Genomic DNA, 16,337 nt, shown 5'->3' on the forward strand with positions numbered 1-16,337 from the left:
TAATGCATTGATTTATAAAGAAAACGCCCCGCGACAAAGCGCAGGGCGTGGTGAAATTAACTAACTTTTGGTGAAAACTTAACGCTTGTCTGCCACCAGCTTCAGCGCGTGCTCCAGTACGTTAATATCTGTCCCGGCTTTATGCGCATTTTCGCTCAGATAGCGACGCCACTGACGAGCCCCAGGGATCCCCTGAAACAGCCCCAACATATGGCGCGTCACATGTCCCAAATAGGTTCCCTTACTCAGTTCACGCTCAATGTACGGGTACATGGCGCGCACCACGGTAACCGGATCGGTATCTTCGCTGGTAGCTGCAAAAATCTCGCGGTCAACGGACGCCAGAATTCCTGGGTTTTGATAAGCTTCACGACCTACCATCACGCCATCCATATGTTGCAGATGAATTTTCGCTTCTTCCAACGATTTAATGCCGCCGTTGATCGACATCGTCAGATGCGGGAAATCACGCTTTAGCTGATAAACACGGTCATAATCCAGCGGTGGAATTTCGCGGTTTTCTTTCGGGCTTAACCCGGACAGCCAGGCCTTGCGGGCGTGAATGATAAACATCTCACATTCGCCGTTGCCAGATACCGTGTTGATGAAATCGCAGAGGAATTCGTAACTGTCCTGGTCATCAATGCCGATACGCGTTTTCACCGTTACCGGAATCGACACCACGTCGCGCATTGCTTTGACGCAATCGGCGACCAGTTGCGCATTCCCCATCAGGCAAGCGCCAAACATGCCATTCTGCACGCGGTCGGAAGGACAACCCACGTTGAGATTGATTTCGTCATAACCCCGCTGTTCAGCGAGCTTTGCGCACTGCGCCAGTGCCGCCGGATCGCTCCCGCCCAGTTGCAATGCGACCGGATGCTCTTCTTCGCTATACGCCAGATAATCGCCTTTACCATGAATGATCGCGCCGGTGGTTACCATCTCCGTATAGAGCAATGTCTGGCTGGACAGTAAGCGCAAAAAGTAGCGGCAGTGTCTGTCCGTCCAGTCGAGCATCGGCGCGATAGAAAAACGATGAGCGGGAAAAGCGGTAGACTGAGATTCAGGCAGCATGGCGAATATTCAAGCATCCGGTTAAAAAAGGGGCGCTACTATAGCATAGACCGTTACGATAGTGAGCCACATCCTCGCGGCTCACTCCCTCTGCCCCTCAACAAACGCTATTTACGCCCCGGTTTTCCGTCGTGTGATCCGAAAAACTGCGGCGGATGGTCGACCCAGCGATCCTCGCGTGTAGCGGCATAGACCGGGTTAAGCGGATAATAAATGCGGTTATATTTTTTGTTCGCCTCACCCACGACTAATAGACGCACCTCTTCGCTGGTATTATTGATAAAGGTATGGCACACGCCCGTACCTGCCGGGAAACCGACGCTGTCGCCCGGTTCTAGCTTCCATAAATACCCGTTAATCCAGGCCTCAGGATAACCTTCCAGCACATAGATAAACTCTTCCTCATCGCTTTCAGCGTGCGGGTACGACGTGCGCCGACCCGGCGGCAGGCGTTCATGATGAATGCCGAGTCGTCCTAACCCCAACTTGCGGGCAAGCGGCGCGCCAATAGCAAATAGCTCATCGCTGTCGGGATAAGTGGAGTCATCAGCCCCCTCAACCTCACGCCAGTGTCGAATACAATCGGGTCTTTTCATGGTTATTTTCCAGTATTGCGATGCGTCAGGTATAGCACACCGCGGTGGATCTCGGCGTTTTAAGCAGAACATGTTAAAGTAAGGGATTAACCTTCCACGCAAATCGAGGCGCCAAATGGACAAAACCACTACGCAAGAGTTATTGGCTCAAGCTGAAAAACTCTGTGCGCAACGCAACGTGCGGCTTACGCCACAGCGTCTCGAAGTGCTGCGCCTGATGAGCCTGCAGGAAGGGGCTATCAGCGCCTATGACCTGCTCGACCTGTTGCGGGAAACCGAGCCGCAGGCCAAGCCGCCAACCGTGTATCGCGCGCTCGATTTTCTGCTGGAACAAGGGTTTGTGCATAAGGTGGAATCCACCAACAGCTATGTCCTTTGCCATCTGTTCGATCAGCCAACCCACAGTTCCGCAATGTTCATTTGCGACCGCTGTGGCGTGGTAAAAGAAGAGTGCGCAGAAGGTGTGGAAGACATCATGCATACGCTGGCGGCCAAAATGGGTTTTGCTCTGCGACATAATGTTATTGAAGCACACGGGCTGTGTCCGGCCTGTGTAGAAGTTGAGTCATGCCGCCATCCTGGCGAGTGCCAGCATGACCATACGATTCAGGTGAAGAAGAAAGTTGGGCGCTAGGTAAGCGGGAGAGCGTACATCCTTGTACTCTCAGGAGGGAGGGGTTAATTACCAGCGGTAATCATTACGTTTTTCCCAATCGTTAACTTCTTTCTCCGCCTGATCTTTCGCGTAACCGTAACGCTCCTGGACTTTACCGACCAGTTGGTCACGTTTACCTTCAATGACCGTCATATCATCATCGGTCAGTTTGCCCCATTGCTCTTTCACTTTACCTTTAAACTGCTTCCAGTTGCCGCCGACTTCGTCTTTATTCATCATCAAGTCCTCATCGTTAGGTTGTGAATAGCGAGAGTGCCATGTCCAGACACATGCTGTTTTCTCTGGACGTGAGAATAAGTGTAGTCAGGGATTCTGGGTTTTATTTACTATTCGGAATTTTTAACCATCCTGCTCAGGCGAACCAGGTTCCATTACGCCAGTGGCGTCGCCAGATAAAGGCCAGTGAAAGCCCACGCAGCGCGAGGAAAACGGTTAACGCCAGCCACAAGCCATGATTTCCCAGCCACGGTAAAGTCAGCAGCGTTAAGGCGAATCCCACTGCGGCAACGGCCATACTGTTGCGCATTTCTGCCGCGCGCGTCGCGCCAATAAACATTCCGTCGAGCAGATAACACCAGACACCCACCAGCGGTAACACCACCTGCCAGAAGAGATAGCGATCGGCCAGTAGTTGGATTTGCGGCAGCGAGGTCAGTAGCGCAACAATCTGCTCGCCAAACAGGGCATAAACCAGCGAAAACAGAATAGCCACAATACCGGACTGCCGACAGGCCGCCCGCCAGACGTCCAGTAACTGGCTACCATCTCGCGCCCCATAGGCCTGGCCCGAATGCGCTTCCACGGCATAGGCAAATCCATCCAGCGCGTAGGCGGTAAAGGTTAGCAGAGTCATCAGAACGGCATTAACCGCAATAATATCGCCTCCCAGACGTGCACCCAGCACCGTGATAGCGCCAAAACAGAGCTGCAGCAGCAGCGAGCGCAACATGATGTCACGGTTAAGCGCCAACAAACGGCGGAAGTTGCCACGCCACGCCTGCTTCAGCATTGCCAGCGAAATTCCGCGCATATGCAGGACTTTGCGCACCATCATCAGGCCGATCAGTAAGGTGGCATATTCAGCAATCACCGTCGCCAGTGCCGCACCTTGCACGTTCATATGCAGACCCATCACCAGCCATAAATCGAGCACAATGTTAAGAATATTGCCAACAATCAACAGGATAACCGGCGCACGCGCATACTGAACGCCAAGCAGCCAGCCGAGCAGCACCAGATTAGCCAGCGAGGCGGGTGCGCTGAGCCAGCGGATTTCAAGGAAACGCCGGGCTTGTTCCAGTACCGCTTCACTTCCCCCGACAATATGCAGCGCTACATCGATAATCGGCGTACGAAACAGTGCGATAAGCAACCCCGCGCCCAGCGCCAGCATTAGCGGCTGCACCAGTGCGCGCGCCAGCGCCTGAGGATTTTTCGCACCAAATGCCTGCGCAGTAAGACCCGTGGTGCTCATGCGCAGGAAAAGCAGCAACATAAAGAGAAAACTGGTTGCCGTAGCACCAACCGCAACACCGCCAAGATAGACCGGGCTATCCAGATGACCAATCACCGCGGTATCCACCAGTCCCAGCAGGGGAACAGTGATATTGGAGAAGATCATCGGTAAGGCGAGGTGCCAGAGTGCTTTATCAGAAGAGGTAAAGAAAGGCATACAGGAGGGCCTGAGAAGAAGTTAGACGTACTGGACAATGTGATGCAGGCCCAGCAAGCGCAGCGCTACCGGGCACATTGCCGGATGGCAACGTAATCGTCTTATCCGGCCTACAGAGATTCAGCAGAAAATCAGAGCCATTCACCGTTACGAATGACACCTACCGCCAGCCCTTCAATGGTGAAGCTTTGCTCACGCAGGTCGACAACGATAGGTTTAAATTCGCTATTTTCTGGCAGAAGTTCAACCTTGTTGCCCTGCTTTTTCAGGCGCTTAACCGTAACTTCGTCATCAATACGGGCAACAACAACCTGACCGTTACGCACGTCCTGAGTTTTATGCACCGCGAGTAAATCACCGTCCATAATACCAATATCTTTCATCGACATACCGCTAACGCGCAGCAGAAAATCGGCGTTCGGTTTGAACAATGAGGGATCGACCTGGTAGTGGCCTTCGATGTGCTGCTGCGCCAGAAGTGGCTCGCCTGCCGCCACGCGGCCGACAAGCGGTAATCCTTCTTCTTCTTCCTGCAGCAGTCGAATACCGCGCGATGCGCCAGATACAATTTCCAGCACACCTTTACGCGCCAGCGCTTTCAGATGTTCTTCAGCTGCGTTTGGGGAACGGAACCCCAAACGCTGCGCGATCTCCGCACGCGTCGGTGGCATACCTGTCTGGCTGATGTGATCTCTAATGAGATCAAACACCTCTTGCTGCCTGGCCGTTAACGCTTTCATTCCGCCCCCTGGGTGTATATACAGTTATGCTGTGAGTATATACAGCTAAAGGCGATTTTGGAACCGCAAACTGCACAAAAAACAGGAGATTTATAAAGATGTGGAATCCTTATCGCAAATGCGACCACAACAGGATGCCCCAGGTGATCAGAGCAACGAAAATAGACAGCAACACTGCCGCCGACCCCATATCTTTCGCCCGACCGGAAAGTTCGTGATACTCAGAGCCAACACGGTCAACCACCGCCTCAATCGCACTGTTGAGGATTTCAACGATCATCACCAGCATCACGGAACCAATCAACAGCACGCGGGTAATCGCATCGACGTCCAGCCAGCAGGCGATGGCTACGCCCAGTAGTACGGCAACGCTTTCCTGGCGGAATGCCGCCTCATTGATCCATGCGGCGCGAAAACCTTTCCAGGAATAGCCTGCAGCTTTGATAATTCGGGTAAATCCAGTGGTATTATTGGCCATCAAAAAGAACCTTTTTACATTATTAGCGTCAATGTCATTGTAACGTTACCCCGTTTGTTTCAGGGTGTGGCAAAGCAGCGCGAAGTATGACCGGATACCACAGAAATTCACTAAACTTTCTGATATCCTTGCAGCGCATTTGCATTATTAACCAGAGGCTTTACATCGTTTATGTCCGGCTGGCCACGAATTTACTACAAATTACTGAATTTACCATTAAGCGTCCTGGTAAAAAGCAAGTCTATTCCGGCAGAACCTGCCCCGGAGTTGGGACTCGATACGTCTCGTCCCATTATGTACGTCCTACCGTACAATTCAAAAGCAGACTTGCTGACGCTGCGTGCCCAATGTCTGGTGCACGATCTCCCCGATCCCCTGGAACCGCTGGAGATAGACGGGACTTTACTGCCGCGCTACGTGTTTATTCACGGCGGCCCGCGTGTGTTCACCTATTACACGCCAAAAGAAGAGTCCATCAAGCTGTTCCATAACTATCTCGACTTACATCGCAGCAATCCAGACCTGGATGTGCAGATGGTGCCGGTTTCGGTGATGTTTGGCCGTGCGCCAGGGCGTGAAAAAGGTGAAGTTAATCCGCCGTTACGTATGCTAAACGGCGTACAGAAATTCTTTGCGGTGTCCTGGCTGGGTCGCGACAGTTTTGTCCGCTTCTCCCCGTCGGTCTCTCTGCGTCGTATGGCGGATGAACACGGTACGGATAAGATCATTGCCCAGAAGCTGGCACGCGTGGCGCGTATGCACTTTGCTCGCCAGCGCCTGGCCGCTGTCGGCCCGCGCCTCCCTGCCCGCCAGGATCTGTTTAATAAGCTGTTAGCTTCAAAAGCGATCGCTCGCGCGGTAGAAGATGAAGCGCGCAGTAAAAAAATCTCCCACGAAAAAGCGCAGCAAAATGCCATTGCGCTGATGGAAGAGATTGCCGCCAACTTCTCCTACGAAATGATCCGTTTGACGGACCGTATTCTGGGCTTTACCTGGAACCGTCTGTATCAGGGGATTAACGTTCACAATGCTGAACGTGTACGCCAGTTGGCGCACGATGGGCATGAAATCGTGTACGTTCCGTGCCACCGCAGCCATATGGACTATATGCTGCTGTCGTACGTTCTGTACCACCAGGGTCTGGTTCCGCCGCACATCGCAGCCGGTATCAACCTGAATTTCTGGCCAGCGGGGCCGATTTTCCGTCGTCTGGGCGCATTCTTTATTCGTCGTACCTTCAAGGGCAACAAGCTCTACTCCACCGTATTCCGCGAATACCTGGGCGAATTGTTCAGCCGCGGCTACTCGGTTGAGTACTTTGTCGAGGGTGGACGTTCACGTACTGGTCGTTTGCTCGACCCGAAAACCGGCACCCTGTCGATGACTATTCAGGCGATGCTGCGCGGCGGTACGCGTCCTATTACTCTCGTACCGATCTACATCGGCTACGAGCACGTAATGGAAGTGGGCACCTACGCCAAAGAGCTGCGTGGCGCGACGAAAGAGAAAGAAAGTCTGCCACAAATGCTGCGTGGCTTAAGCAAGCTGCGTAACCTGGGTCAGGGCTACGTCAACTTTGGTGAACCAATGCCATTGATGACTTACCTCAACCAGCATGTTCCAGAATGGCGTGAATCTATTGACCCTATCGAGTCTATCCGTCCGGCCTGGCTGACGCCGACGGTGAATAACATTGCTGCCGATCTGATGGTACGCATTAACAACGCTGGCGCGGCCAACGCCATGAACCTGTGTTGTACTGCGCTGTTGGCTTCCCGCCAGCGCTCTCTGACCCGTGAACAGTTAACCGAGCAGCTCGACTGCTACCTGAGCCTGCTGCGCAACGTGCCGTACGCGGCGGACTCAACCGTTCCTGCGCAAAGTGCCAGTGAACTGATCGACCACGCCTTGCAGATGAACAAGTTTGAGGTCGAGAAAGACACCATCGGTGACATCATTATTCTGCCGCGCGAGCAGGCCGTCTTGATGACGTACTACCGCAATAACATTGCGCATATGCTGGTTCTGCCTTCGTTGATGGCAGCCATTGTGACTCAGCACCGTCGTATTTCACGCGTCGCGCTACAGCAGCATATTGATGCGTTGTACCCGATGCTGAAAGCCGAGTTGTTCCTGCGCTGGGAGCGCGATGAGCTTGCCGGGGTGATTGACGAACTGGCCAGCGAAATGCAGCGCCAGGGACTGATTACTCTACAGGATGGCGAGCTGCATATTAATCCTGCCCGCTCCCGTACGCTGCAGCTGTTGGCTGCGGGTGCTCGCGAGACGTTGCAACGCTACGCTATCACCTTCTGGCTACTTAGCGCCAACCCGTCCATCAACCGCGGTACGCTGGAGAAAGAGAGCCGCACCGTGGCACAACGCCTCTCAGTGCTGCACGGCATTAACGCGCCGGAATTCTTCGATAAAGCGGTGTTCAGCTCTCTGGTGCTGACGCTGCGTGACGAGGGATTCATCAGCGACACCGGTGATGCCGAGCCGGCAGAGACGATGAAGATCTATCAGATGCTGGCCGAACTGGTCACATCGGATGTGCGTCTGACCATCGAGAGCGCCACACAGAGCGAGTAAGCATAAAAAAACCGGTCGAAATGACCGGTTTTTTATTTCGCAGGCTAAGCCAAAATCAAAAATGCCAGTAGCTCATCGCCAGTCCCAGGAACAGCACCAGGCCTACATAGTTATTGTTCATAAACGCTTTAAAACAGGCATCACGTTCACGATTAACGATCAGCTTCTGCTGATACACAAACAGCGCACCCGCCACCAGCAAAGACCAGTAATAGCCTAACGCCAGTCCGTTCAGCCACCCAACCAGCGCCATCAGCACCAGTACACCGACCTGCAGAATACCAATAATGAGTTTGTCGTTCTGGCCGAACAGGATCGCGGTCGATTTAATGCCAATCTTCAGGTCATCATCCCGATCAACCATCGCATACTGTGTATCATAGGCCACCGCCCAGAGAATGTTGGCGAGGAACATCAGCCAGCAGCTCAGTGGTACAGACTCGCTCACGGCGGCAAACGCCATCGGTATAGACCAGCCAAACGCCGCGCCCAGCACCACCTGCGGCAGATGCGTGTAGCGTTTCATGAAGGGATAGACCCACGCCAGCGCTAGCGCCGCAACGGACAACAAAATGGTCATCGTGTTGAGCGTCAAAACCAGCAGGAAGGCCAACAACACCAATACGACGAACAGCGTTCGGGCTTCTTTTTCGGTGACAGCACCGCTCGGCAGCGGTCGATTCGCGGTGCGTTTAACGTGTCCGTCAAACTTCCTGTCGGCATAATCATTTACCACACATCCAGCGGCGCGCATTAACCAAACGCCGGCGACAAATACCGCCAGGATCCACAGTTGCGGCATGCCTGGGGTCGCCACCCACAATGCCCATAGCGTTGGCCAGAGCAGCAGTAAGGCGCCGATCGGCTTATCCGTACGCATCAAGCGGTGAAACGCCAGCAGCTTATTCTGCGTCAGACTCCACTCCATCTTTATCTTCCTCTTAGTACAACGGCGATGCAGGCAGAAAAAGCTCGGTAAGCATCAGCGGCTTACCGCTCAGCCGTAGGCGGGAACGACGCCCCCATAGCGCTGCATCGCGGCCAATCTCAATAAAATCTCGGGTCAATGTCGATGACGTAAACAGGTAGCGTCCGAGCGGGGTTTTCCCCAGGTTCTGTAAGGCCAGTTCAGGGCCGCACAAGGTTGATTCAGGCACCACGGTCCGTCCGGCAAGCCAGGGTTCACCATCCGCACATAACAGGATTTCACGTAACCAATAGCGAGACTCTTTAGGCAGCAGCGTCAGTTCTTCAGCCACCTCATTTTGCCCAACGAATTCTTCGCGAATCAACGTTACGGTGACCTTTTTCCCCTGCTGCTCAAAACGTTTGGTCATGGAATCTTCCAGTAACAACCAGTCGAGCAGTTGGGGGGCCAGCGCCGGGATCGCATCAAAATAACGCAGCGCACGCAGTTGCGTTAACGCAGGGTGTGGCATGCCTTACTCTCCGATTTATAACCTGAAGGCATTGTATCGCAGAAAATGCATTACGGGGTGAGCAAACACAATTAAGTGATCGTCAGAGCAACATAAGTGTAACAATTAGCACCGAAGGATAAAAAAAGGTGCGCCAGGAGACGCACCAGTTGTTGCAAAATCAGCACTGCGGGGAGACGTTTACCCCTTGCCTTTTACACTGCTGATAAAGGTGGATCGGGCAGATTTGGATCCCAGACGTTCAGCTTCATCAAGCAGCTTCAGCGCTTTATCGACATCGCCTTTCGCCACGGCATCCTTAATGCCCTGGTTAAAATAACTTTCCGTGTCATTTAACATCGGCTCACTTTTCTTCACCGGTTGTGGCGCTGGAGCAGCAACGGCTGCCGCCGGAGCCGCATAAGTAACTGCAGGCGCTGCGGTATTACCCACCGTGACAGGGCCTGGGCCGGATGAGCCAAACAGCGGCCCTACCAGCACGCTGGAGGAGGAACTGGTTTTGACTTTCAGCTTCAGCAGACCGTCGGTGGTATGACGGGCGATCGGGTCAGGGATATCCGGAACAGCGTTACCTACACCCTTGGCATAGGCTTTTGCCGGGTCAAGCAGGGTCGTGGTCTGCTGGAGATCTTTGTCTGTGGTAAAGACCAGAACATAGAGCTTTTGCTGGCCCAGCGCTGGCGTCAAACGCATTACGCCTTCCAGACGATCGGCACTCATCACGCCGGGTTCCTGGTAGGTGAAATAGCTGCTGGGGAAGAACGCAGATGGCGTCATGTTCTGATCAAGAATTAAAACGTTTGGTGCAAATACACTGGTTTGTTTGTTGACTTCACTGGTCAGCGTCAGGGTTAACTCACCAATATTCGCGGGTACGCTGTACGCAGCGACTGGGCCAGTAATACCAGCAACATCCAGACGCTGACCCGCTGCCGCGAGTTGTGTTGACTGGGTTTTAGATTGATCAACCGGCGTCCAGGTTAGCTGTTGTAGCGCAGCAGTGGGAATAGTTGGAGCCGCGGTGGTGTTCTGCGGAACAATATTTACATCGGCCAGGCTGATGCCAGGCGCGCTGGCAAATAACCCTGCAGATAAACAAAGGGCAACGAGACTTTTCTTCATTTTCATTGTTATCACCTCAGATAGCATGGGTTCAGCGGTGGCCAGGCAATAGCGCGCTAAACCGTAATCAAGAGGGGCTGGCGCCCCTCTTTCGGTCTTTACGTCAGGTTAGTGCTGAATTACCACCAGATTTCCATCTGGGCACCGAAGGACCACTCATCGCTGTCGCCACGGCTGGTTGTGCTGATACCAGAGTTCGTTGCAGCGGCGTATTTGGTTACGTCGTTACCATTTTTAACGTAGCCCCACTCTTCATCCCATTTGGCATAGGTTGCAAAGACACGAATTGCCGGGCGGGACCAGATGCTGTCGCCAGCCTGCCACTGTTGCGCCAGGGTGATTTTGTACTGGCTGTTGCGATCGCCAGTCTGCTGAGATTTGACGTTGTCGTAACCGACTTCCAGCAGGGTGCTCATGATCGGTGTCCATTTGTACATCGGACGGATACCGACGGTGTACCATTCGGTCCCCAGGTCGTTATCCATATCGAGGTTCTGGTACATACCGACGTACATCAGATCCCATTTGTCGCCCAGGGAGATTGCACCGTGGTCAAGTACGCGGAACAGGCTACCGTTGTTATTAATAACGTTATTGGCGTAATTCGTTTTACTACCGTCTGGGTTAGTAACGGTGAAGGAGGATGAACCGTAAGACCCTTGGTTCAGACCTTTACCCTGAGTGGTCATAGAATCTGTCGCGTACTGAACAACAAACTTGTTGTAGCCCTTCAGCATGCTCTGGGTATGTTCAGCGGTGAACATCCAACCATCTTTAGATGCGCCGTCTGCCAGGTGGTAATCATCGGTGGTATTCGCACGGCCATAGTCAACGCCCAGTTCCAACATCCCATCCGGGTTAGTTGCCAACTGCGCTAAACGAACGTCAAATACGTCGTTGGCGGTGTCTTTGGTACGATCATAGATATTCTGGCTGCTGAAAGCATATGAACCACCCGCTTCCTGTGAACGGCTCGCGGCCAGAGACAGTTTACCGAAGCCCAGATCGATGTTTTCAATACCAGCACCAGGACCTGAAATATCCCAGTAGTAGAAGTCGATCATGTGAACGTCATGACGCTGATAGAAGCGCTTACCTGCCCAGATAGTGGAGCCTGGCAGCCATTCAATCAGGTTTTTACCCTGCACGTTGGCTTCACGGAAGGCCGGGTCAGTCCCTTCCCAGTCATTCTGCTGTGCGACGGAATAGGCAACGTTAGTGTCGAAGTAGAAGCTCTTATCGCCCTCTTTCCACACTTCCTGACCTAGTTTAATTTCCGCATAGGTTTCACATTCGTTACCAAGACGGTATTTACTTTGGGCGCCGGTTGCCTGGAAACACTGTTGTTCACCGCCGCTACCCGTCCAGCCAATACCGGAACGTGCATAGCCATGGAAATCTACAGCCATTGCCTGAACAGACATAATGCCTGCCGCCACAGCAACCGCCAGAGGGAGTTTGCGCAGAGTAATCATCGTTCTATCTCCTGAGATCATTGCTTTTCTTTAAACGCTTCACCTTGACGGTTTTGCGCTTTTTTTTAATGGGATACCTTAAACACCCGGCTCTTGATGCAACCGACGACATGCACTGCCATCCTCACGGAACAGATGGCAACGCTCTGGCGGCAGGCCGATAGCGAATGTGGCACCCTCTTCTACCAACACCACGTCGTTCTGGCGGTAAACCAGGTTTTGACGGATGGCGGGGATCTGGATATGAATTTGTGTTTCGTGACCAAGCTGCTCGACCACCTGCACTTCACCTTCGAGGGTGACATCGGCGATATCGCTGGGCAGCAGATGTTCCGGGCGGATACCTAAAGACATGTTGGCGCCAACCTGCACCGCATGGCTGTCTACCGGGAGCCATATTTGCTGGCGGTTAGGCAGTTCAACCTGCACCTGATCGATGGCCGTCCCGGTGACTTTCACCGGCAGGAAGTTCATCTTCGGCGAGCCAATAAACCCGGCAACAAAGCGGTCAGCCGGGTAGTGGTATAGCTCCAGCGGTTTACCGACCTGCGCTACGCGACCGGCATCCAGCACCACAATTTTGTCAGCCAGGGTCATCGCTTCGACCTGATCGTGGGTGACGTAAATCATCGTGCGACCAAGACGTTTATGCAGGCGGGAGATTTCAATACGCATCTGCACGCGCAGCGCGGCGTCGAGGTTTGACAGCGGTTCGTCCAGCAGAAATACACGCGGTTCGGCGACCAGCGTACGGCCAATCGCCACACGCTGACGTTGTCCGCCGGAAAGCGCTTTTGGTTTACGCTCCAGCAGGTGTGCCAGTTGCAGAACTTCCGCAACCTGGTTCACACGCTGGTTCATCACCTCTTTTTTCGCCCCGGCCAGTTTGAGGCCGAATGACATGTTTTCCGCGACAGATAAATGGGGGTATAACGCATAGGACTGAAAGACCATGCCCACACCGCGTTCGGCGGGCGGAATGTCGTTCATCCGGGTTTCCCCGATAAACAAGTCACCACTGGTGATGGTTTCAAGCCCGGCGATCATACGCAGCAAGGTCGACTTACCGCAGCCTGACGGTCCGACAAACACCACGAATTCCCCTTCGTGAATGTCGAGATTGATATCTTTCGATACCACCACGTCACCCCAGGCTTTCGTTACATTTCGCAGCTGTACGCTCGCCATGCCCTTCTCCCTTCGTTACAACCTGTCATCGACAGCAACATTCATGATGGGCTGACTATGCGCGATCACTTGACTGCGTGAATCCTCCACCCCCCGGCTTTTTTATGGGGGAGGAGGCGGGAGGATGAGAGAGCAGCGTCTGAGACCCGGGCTACCCGCCCCAGAGGAATTTCGTGATGCAGCCTGCAAAAATCGGTGGGTTTTTATGTGCGCCAGTACGCAATACTCACATTTATGTAACACAGATCACATAAAGAGCGGGTGGGGCGTAGGGGTAAGGAGGATGGAAAGAGGTTGTCGTATAAAGAAACTAGTAACCGTTAAGCCACCTCTGCAAAATCACCAAACAGGATGGGAACTATGAAAATCAAAACTGGCGCACGCATCCTCGCATTGTCTGCATTGACGACGATGATGTTTTCCGCCTCGGCTCTCGCCAAGATTGAAGAAGGTAAGCTGGTTATCTGGATTAACGGCGACAAAGGCTATAACGGCCTCGCTGAAGTGGGCAAAAAATTCGAGAAAGACACCGGGATCAAAGTCACTATTGAGCACCCGGACAAACTGGAAGAGAAATTCCCGCAGGTTGCCGCGACCGGCGACGGCCCGGACATCATCTTCTGGGCTCATGACCGTTTTGGCGGTTACGCTCAGTCTGGCCTGCTGGCTGAAATCACGCCTGACAAAGCGTTCCAGGACAAACTCTATCCGTTCACCTGGGATGCCGTACGCTATAACGGCAAACTGATTGCCTACCCGATCGCGGTTGAAGCGCTGTCGCTGATTTACAACAAAGACCTCGTGCCAAACCCACCCAAAACCTGGGAAGAAATTCCTGCACTGGATAAAGAGCTGAAGGCGAAAGGTAAATCCGCGCTGATGTTCAACCTGCAAGAGCCGTACTTCACCTGGCCGCTGATTGCCGCCGACGGCGGTTACGCATTCAAGTTTGAAAACGGCAAGTACGATGTGAAAGACGTGGGCGTGGATAACGCCGGCGCGAAAGCGGGCCTGACCTTCCTGGTTGACCTGATCAAGAACAAACATATGAACGCGGATACGGATTACTCCATCGCCGAAGCGGCCTTTAACAAGGGCGATACCGCGATGACCATCAACGGTCCGTGGGCGTGGTCCAACATCGACAAGAGCAAAATCAACTACGGCGTCACGCTGCTGCCAACCTTCAAAGGCAAAGCTTCTAAACCGTTTGTTGGCGTTCTGAGCGCCGGTATCAACGCCGCCAGCCCGAACAAAGAACTGGCGAAAGAGTTCCTCGAAAACTACCTGCTGACCGATCAGGGTCTGGATGAAGTGAACAAGGACAAGCCGCTGGGCGCCGTTGCGCTGAAATCCTTCCAGGATCAGTTAGCAAAAGACCCACGCATCGCCGCCACCATGGATAACGCCCAGAAAGGCGAAATCATGCCGAACATCCCACAGATGTCCGCATTCTGGTATGCCGTTCGTACCGCAGTGATCAACGCAGCCAGCGGCCGTCAGACCGTCGATGCCGCGCTGAAAGATGCACAAGGTCGTATCACCAAGTAATACGGTTTCCCTTATCTCTTAGGGAATCAGGTTTATTGAATACGTTGTTACGCGAAATCATTCGCGCTACATCGAGGCGGCAAGGAGGCAAATCCCCAGGAGCTTACATAAGTAAGTGACTGGGGTGAGCTTCCGCAGCCAACAAAGAGGTAGTGCGAAGGATAAAGCGTAAAGAGGAAGATCCCCATGGATGTCATTAAAAAGAAACACTGGTGGCAAAGCGACACGCTGAAATGGTCAGTGATGGGTCTGCTTGGGCTGCTGGTCGGTTACCTTGTTGTTTTGATGTACGCTCAGGGGGAGTACCTGTTTGCCATCATGACGCTGATTTTAAGCTCTGCTGGCCTGTATATTTTCGCTAACCGTAAAGCCTATGCCTGGCGCTATGTTTACCCGGGCGTTGCCGGTATGGGGCTGTTTGTCCTGTTTCCGCTGATTTGTACGATCGCCATTGCCTTTACCAACTACAGCAGTACCAACCAACTGACCTTTGAACGCGCTCAGGAAGTCCTGATGGATCGTTCGTATCAGGCTGGGAAAACCTACAACTTTGGCCTGTATCCGGCGGGTGATGAGTGGCAACTGGCTCTCACCGACGGTGAAACCGGCAAGAATTATCTCTCCGACGCCTTTAAATTTGGCGGCGAACAGAAACTGCAGTTGAAAGAAGCCGAAGCGCTGCCAGCGGGCGAGCGTGCAACGCTGCGCATCATCACGCAAAATCGCCAGGCATTAACCCAATTGACCGCCATCCTGCCGGATGAAAGCAAAGTGATTATGAGTTCACTGCGCCAGTTTTCCGGCACGCAGCCACTTTATACGCTCGCTGATGACGGTACGCTCACCAACAGCCAGAGCGGCGTAAAATACCGCGCCAATAACGATATTGGTTATTATCAGGCGATTAACGCTGACGATAGCTGGGGTAGCGAAAAACTCAGTCCAGGCTATACCGTTGCCATCGGCTGGGATAACTTCACTCGCGTGTTTACCGACGAAGGCATCCAGAAACCGTTCTTCGCCATCTTTGTCTGGACGGTGGTCTTCTCCGTTCTGACGGTGATCCTCACCGTTGCTGTGGGGATGGTGCTGGCCTGTCTCGTACAGTGGGAGTCTCTCAAAGGCAAAGCGATTTACCGTGTCCTGCTGATTCTTCCGTATGCCGTACCGTCGTTTATCTCGATTCTGATTTTCAAGGGCTTATTCAACCAGAGCTTTGGTGAAATCAACATGATGCTGAGCGCACTGTTTGGTATCAAACCGGCCTGGTTCAGCGACCCAACCACCGCGCGTTCGATGATTATTATCGTCAACACCTGGCTCGGTTATCCATACATGATGATCCTGTGCATGGGTCTGCTGAAAGCGATTCCTGACGATCTGTATGAAGCCTCGGCGATGGATGGTGCAGGTCCGTTCCAGAACTTCTTTAAGATAACGCTACCGCTGCTGATTAAGCCGCTGACACCGCTGATGATCGCCAGCTTCGCCTTTAACTTTAACAACTTCGTGCTGATTCAGCTGTTGACCAACGGTGGCCCGGACCGACTCGGCACCACCACGCCAGCCGGTTATACCGACCTGCTCGTGAGCTACACCTACCGTATTGCCTTTGAAGGCGGCGGTGGTCAGGACTTCGGTCTGGCGGCGGCGATTGCCACGCTGATCTTCCTGCTGGTCGGCGCGCTGGCGATTGTGAACCTGAAAGCCACACGTATGAAGTTTGATTAA

At 53.3% G+C, this 16,337-nt stretch carries 15 protein-coding genes; 4 read left to right on the forward strand and 11 right to left on the reverse strand.

The window, feature by feature from the left end; translation table 11 throughout:
- Nucleotides 1–78: 78 nt before the first annotated feature.
- The gene (gene dusA, locus OGV71_RS00275; protein ID WP_286532321.1) at nt 79–1,077 is read right to left on the reverse strand and encodes a tRNA dihydrouridine(20/20a) synthase DusA; all 999 of its coding nucleotides are present in this window, start codon (nt 1,075–1,077) and stop codon (nt 79–81) included.
- Between the two features lie 107 nt (nt 1,078–1,184).
- Complete coding sequence (locus tag OGV71_RS00280) at nt 1,185–1,673, reverse strand: cupin domain-containing protein (RefSeq protein WP_003031710.1); 489 nt, start codon at nt 1,671–1,673, stop codon at nt 1,185–1,187.
- 115 nt (nt 1,674–1,788) lie between these two features.
- On the opposite strand from OGV71_RS00280, the gene zur reads away from it, so the two are divergent.
- Nucleotides 1,789–2,307 carry a zinc uptake transcriptional repressor Zur gene (zur, locus tag OGV71_RS00285; RefSeq protein WP_003031709.1) on the forward strand — a complete coding sequence of 173 codons (519 nt, stop codon included), beginning with the start codon at nt 1,789–1,791 and terminating at the stop codon, nt 2,305–2,307.
- 48 nt (nt 2,308–2,355) lie between these two features.
- On the opposite strand, the gene OGV71_RS00290 is transcribed toward zur, so the two are convergent.
- The 4 genes from OGV71_RS00290 to OGV71_RS00305 all read right to left on the reverse strand — a co-directional run bounded on the left by OGV71_RS00290 (nt 2,356) and on the right by OGV71_RS00305 (nt 5,239).
- Complete coding sequence (locus OGV71_RS00290) at nt 2,356–2,565, reverse strand: CsbD family protein (RefSeq protein WP_003031706.1); 210 nt, start codon at nt 2,563–2,565, stop codon at nt 2,356–2,358.
- A gap of 136 nt (nt 2,566–2,701) precedes the next feature.
- On the reverse strand, nt 2,702–4,021 hold the full coding sequence (gene dinF / locus OGV71_RS00295; RefSeq protein WP_016149403.1) for an MATE family efflux transporter DinF: 1,320 nt from the start codon (nt 4,019–4,021) through the stop codon (nt 2,702–2,704).
- Nucleotides 4,022–4,152: 131 nt separating this feature from the next.
- Nucleotides 4,153–4,761, reverse strand: coding sequence for a transcriptional repressor LexA (lexA, locus tag OGV71_RS00300; protein WP_003031703.1), 609 nt, complete (start codon nt 4,759–4,761; stop codon nt 4,153–4,155).
- A 109-nt stretch (nt 4,762–4,870) separates the two neighbouring features.
- Entirely contained in the window at nt 4,871–5,239 is a 369-nt protein-coding gene (locus OGV71_RS00305) for a diacylglycerol kinase (protein ID WP_003031701.1), read from the reverse strand.
- 171 nt (nt 5,240–5,410) lie between these two features.
- Here OGV71_RS00305 and plsB point away from each other — a divergent pair, with 171 nt between their 5' ends.
- Nucleotides 5,411–7,831 carry a glycerol-3-phosphate 1-O-acyltransferase PlsB gene (gene plsB, locus OGV71_RS00310; RefSeq protein WP_204584253.1) on the forward strand — a complete coding sequence of 807 codons (2,421 nt, stop codon included), beginning with the start codon at nt 5,411–5,413 and terminating at the stop codon, nt 7,829–7,831.
- A gap of 55 nt (nt 7,832–7,886) precedes the next feature.
- Here plsB and ubiA read toward each other — a convergent pair whose 3' ends face one another.
- From ubiA to malK, 5 genes are all read right to left on the reverse strand, one after another.
- Nucleotides 7,887–8,759, reverse strand: coding sequence for a 4-hydroxybenzoate octaprenyltransferase (gene ubiA / locus OGV71_RS00315; RefSeq protein WP_046671361.1), 873 nt, complete (start codon nt 8,757–8,759; stop codon nt 7,887–7,889).
- A gap of 13 nt (nt 8,760–8,772) precedes the next feature.
- A complete protein-coding gene (ubiC, locus tag OGV71_RS00320) occupies nt 8,773–9,270 on the reverse strand; it encodes a chorismate lyase (protein ID WP_204584256.1) in 498 nt (165 codons plus the stop codon).
- A 180-nt stretch (nt 9,271–9,450) separates the two neighbouring features.
- The gene (gene malM, locus OGV71_RS00325; protein ID WP_048220023.1) at nt 9,451–10,398 is read right to left on the reverse strand and encodes a maltose operon protein MalM; all 948 of its coding nucleotides are present in this window, start codon (nt 10,396–10,398) and stop codon (nt 9,451–9,453) included.
- Nucleotides 10,399–10,511: 113 nt separating this feature from the next.
- Entirely contained in the window at nt 10,512–11,867 is a 1,356-nt protein-coding gene (locus OGV71_RS00330; protein ID WP_003031683.1) for a maltoporin, read from the reverse strand.
- 78 nt (nt 11,868–11,945) lie between these two features.
- Nucleotides 11,946–13,055: a maltose/maltodextrin ABC transporter ATP-binding protein MalK gene (malK, locus tag OGV71_RS00335; RefSeq protein WP_003031682.1), complete on the reverse strand. Its 1,110-nt coding sequence runs from the start codon at nt 13,053–13,055 to the stop codon at nt 11,946–11,948.
- Between the two features lie 360 nt (nt 13,056–13,415).
- Here malK and malE point away from each other — a divergent pair, with 360 nt between their 5' ends.
- Together malE and malF are read left to right on the forward strand one after the other, a co-directional pair.
- A complete protein-coding gene (gene malE / locus OGV71_RS00340) occupies nt 13,416–14,606 on the forward strand; it encodes a maltose/maltodextrin ABC transporter substrate-binding protein MalE (RefSeq protein WP_003031680.1) in 1,191 nt (396 codons plus the stop codon).
- A 186-nt stretch (nt 14,607–14,792) separates the two neighbouring features.
- Nucleotides 14,793–16,337, forward strand: a complete 1,545-nt coding sequence (gene malF, locus OGV71_RS00345) for a maltose ABC transporter permease MalF (protein WP_204584357.1) — start codon at nt 14,793–14,795, stop codon at nt 16,335–16,337.

This window comes from Citrobacter sp. Cf088, assembly GCF_030334295.1.
Taxonomy (GTDB): Bacteria; Pseudomonadota; Gammaproteobacteria; order Enterobacterales; family Enterobacteriaceae; genus Citrobacter; species Citrobacter freundii.